At 52.4% G+C, this 3,427-nt stretch carries 4 protein-coding genes; 1 reads left to right on the plus strand and 3 read right to left on the minus strand.

Features of this window, described 5'->3' with window-relative positions; genetic code table 11:
• Positions 1-89: 89 nt before the first annotated feature.
• Positions 90-593 (minus strand): MarR family transcriptional regulator, encoded by a 504-nt coding sequence (locus PHF27_RS13940; RefSeq protein ID WP_300071366.1) that lies wholly within the window; start codon positions 591-593, stop codon positions 90-92.
• Positions 594-725: 132 nt separating this feature from the next.
• Between PHF27_RS13940 and PHF27_RS13945 the strand changes: the two genes are divergently transcribed.
• On the plus strand, positions 726-1,583 hold the full coding sequence (locus tag PHF27_RS13945; RefSeq protein WP_300071369.1) for a hypothetical protein: 858 nt from the start codon (positions 726-728) through the stop codon (positions 1,581-1,583).
• 355 nt (positions 1,584-1,938) lie between these two features.
• On the opposite strand, the gene PHF27_RS13950 is transcribed toward PHF27_RS13945, so the two are convergent.
• Positions 1,939-2,883 carry an NADP-dependent oxidoreductase gene (locus PHF27_RS13950; RefSeq protein WP_300071371.1) on the minus strand — a complete coding sequence of 315 codons (945 nt, stop codon included), beginning with the start codon at positions 2,881-2,883 and terminating at the stop codon, positions 1,939-1,941.
• 285 nt (positions 2,884-3,168) lie between these two features.
• Positions 3,169-3,300: a diguanylate cyclase gene (locus PHF27_RS14360; RefSeq protein ID WP_363320077.1), complete on the minus strand. Its 132-nt coding sequence runs from the start codon at positions 3,298-3,300 to the stop codon at positions 3,169-3,171.
• Between the last annotated feature and the right edge of the window lie 127 nt (positions 3,301-3,427).

Below are 3,427 nucleotides of genomic sequence, written 5' to 3' on the forward strand. Positions count from 1 at the left end.
AAAGTGGGCCAGTCAGTTCGGGCTCAGTGAGATAGTAAAAAAGAGCGCATGCCGTTGAGGCATAGCGCTCTTTTTGATCGAGTTTTTTGCTAGTCTTTTTTGGGGGACTCTTCCAGAAGCTCGGAAGCGTCGCGCAAGGGCGCTTGCCAGCCGCGTTCTTTCTGGTCGCGGATGTTCAAACTGACTTTGCGCAGCAGCGTTAGGAGTGTTTGATTTTCTTCCGGCGTCAGGCCGAGGACGGAGACTTCGTTCCAGCGATGCAGTACATCGTAAATAGGCTTGCGTACTTCACGGGCTTTGTCCGTCAAATGCACTCGCAGGACGCGGCGGTCTTTTTCGTCGCGGATGCGGACAATGTAGCCGGATGCTTCCAGCTTGGCCAGCGCTCTGGCGGTGGTTCCCTTGTCCATGTCAATGGCTTTGGCCAGATCGTCTTGCTTGCGTCCGTCTTCACGGTAGAGCAGCAAGAGAAATGCAAACTGACCGCTGCTGAGATTGTAGCGTTTGAAATATTGATCCACATAGGATTGGGACATTCGATAAATGAAGGAGATCCAGCGTCCCATGCTGTGGCTCAAATCATAATAACCCATGGCATTCGTCCTTTGCAATAAAATCAGCTGACTTTATTATAATACAAAATCTGTTTTTTTCCCAGCCGGAGAGGGGGTTGCTGCAAGGACGCCGAAATAAAAGGGAAAATAGAAGAACTGGGGGCGGAAGCAATGGGCAGATGCGGGGTAGTTTTAGCTTTCTTGCTTTGTTGGTGCAGTATTTCTTATGCAGCTCCACCACTAGCATATGTGACAGGCAATGTGGCTGGTTGGAAAGTAATACATCAAGGCGCGGCCATTCCAGCGCAGGAAGATATGCCATTGGTAGCGGGAGATATTCTCATTGGAGGCGCATTATCTAAGCTGCCGTTGGTGCTGCACCCCTTGGCGCAAGCACAGCCTCGAGAAGGGGGCGGCGTAATTTTGCAGCCCCAGGAGGTTACCTTTGATTCCTTGTGGACGGTAGTGCCTCAGTATGTGGAGTATTTGCGCAAGGAACCCCTGCAGGGGCTTGCCTATAGTCGCGAAGATATGGTACTGCGTCCGGGAACTTCGGCATCGCTGCTGCCTGGGTATAGCGTGGACTTGGTCTGGGTGGGTGAACCACAAAGCCTTGTAACGGTGCGCGATGAACAGGGCGGCGTAGTGCTGCAAAAACAAGGAGAAGGCGGCTGGGTGCGCCTGCAGCCGCAAGAGGTCTCGCTTTTAGCCGAAGGACGGCGCTATTCCTGGCAGCCTGAAAGCCAGAGCGTTCCCTTCTATCTGCAGCTGCTGCCGCGTTCTTCGACAACGGTGATTTTAGAAGGCTTAAAGCAGCTCGACGCAGACCGGAGCGTACAGGAAGAAGTGCGCTTGGTGCGCAAGGCCGCCTATTTGCGTTTAGTCAGCGATTTGAGGCCGGGGATCGACCTGTACTGGCTGAGTGTGCAACTGGCGTCCGGTGTTCGCGGTGAAAGCATGATGACCGAACGGTATCTAAAAGTGGTGGATCGTCTTAAAGAGGCCTATTTGCGGCATTTGCTGTCCTGACCGGCAAAAATAAGAAAAACCGCTATCACGGTTTTTAGAAGAGAACGCAACGCAGAGTAACAGAGAAAAGCCAGAGAAAGGCCAGAGGAAAAGGAAATGACATAATCTCTTGAATACCCCTTTCGCGTCTTTCGTGTATTTCGCGGTTTGTTATCAACTCCTGGTAAATATAAAGAAGGCAGTAGAAAACTTGGGGCCAAGTTTTCTACTGCCTATTTATTCGACTTAGCCAGTTTTCTCTCTGTTTCCTCACGGAGACCGGATGCCTCGCCATCCATGGCGCATCCGGCACTAAGCACTTCACGTGCCGGCGCTGTTTCTCTGTGTAAATCTTGTAACCCCGTTGTATTCCTGCTCACTCCCGCACTTGCAGGACGATTTTGCCGCGCGTATGGCCTGTTTCGATCTGTTCATGGGCTTTTTGCGCCTGCTCCAAGGGGAGGACTTGATTGACTTGGGGACGGATCAAGCCTTGCTCGGCCAAACGGCCGATAGCGGCCAACTGTTCACCGTTGGGCTGCATGAAGACGTAATGAGCCTGGACCTCAAATTTCTCCATCAGCTGCTCATCCGGTTTGCTGATGAGGGAGACTAAAATGCCTTCTGGGCGGAGCATTTGATAACTGTTGCGGCCGGCTTCGCCGCCGCGCGTATCGAGCACCAAGTCAAAAGAGCCGTGATAGGCGGATTCTTCGTCAGACGCATAATCCAAAGCTTCGTCAGCGCCGAGGGAGCGGACGAAGTCGAGATTGTCACGGCTGGCGTTCGTGCTGACCCAAGCGCCGTAGGCTTTGGCAAGCTGAATGGCCAGCGAACCGACACCGCCGCTGCCGCCATGAATGAATACCTTCCAGCCTTCCTGCAGTCCGCCTGCTTCTAGAAGGGCCTGCCAGGCCGTGAGTCCGACCAGGGGAAGGGAAGCGGCTTCCACAAAAGAGAGGTTGCTGGGCATGGGGGCGACAAGATTTTCTTCTACCACCAGATATTCCGCATAAGCTCCGTTGCGGCGGATGTCCGGGCGCACAAATACCGCCTCGCCTACCGAGAAGTGGCTGGTATAAGAGCCTACGGCGTCGATAATACCTGCAGCATCCCAGCCGAGAATGAGAGGCATCGTGTGCTTCACTTGACCTTGGGGGCGATTGTAAAGCGCTCCTTGGCGCACTTTGGCGTCCACGGGATTGACGCCGGCAGCGTACACGGCAATGCGAACTTCCCCAGGTCCTGGCTCTGGCAGGGGCATATCACGCAACTGCAGTACTTCCGATCCTCCAAACTGATCCAGAACAATAGCTTTCATAAAATTGCCTCCCCTCCAGTGCTAAATTCACTCACTCTTCAACTTAAAGCGGTCTTTTTTAGCAGATTATGCCTCGGCAGAACCACGACCAATAATAAGATTTTTAAAAATACCAAACTTAAAGGAGCCGCTAATTTAATGAACACTCCGCCAAGGCTAGAATGTTTTTCGGCAGGCGCGAAAGAAAACGCAGGCATAGCGGCGCTATACCGAGGATTTCTGACAAGGCCTGGCGGAAAAAAGTCCGTTTTGGCGTGAGCTGTGAATAAGTTAGTGGTTCCTTAACTAGCCCTGGCAGACGCGGCATCGGCCTTGGGTTTTGGCTTCGTACATAGCTTCATCCGCGCGCTTGACGAATTCGTCGAAGGTATCTGGTGGCTGATAACGCAGCTGAGTAACGCCAAGGCTGGCGGTAATAAAAAGGTTCTATGTCAATGGTTGGGGTAAAAGCATAAAGTAATGTTGGCAGCGAGGATGCAAATTCTCGCTGCTATCTATTTTTAGTAACCGCAAGATAGAGGATGCGGTTACGCATTCGCTCAAA

The organism is Anaeromusa sp. (assembly GCF_028691475.1).
In the GTDB taxonomy this organism is placed as follows: Bacteria; Bacillota; Negativicutes; order Anaeromusales; family Anaeromusaceae; genus Anaeromusa.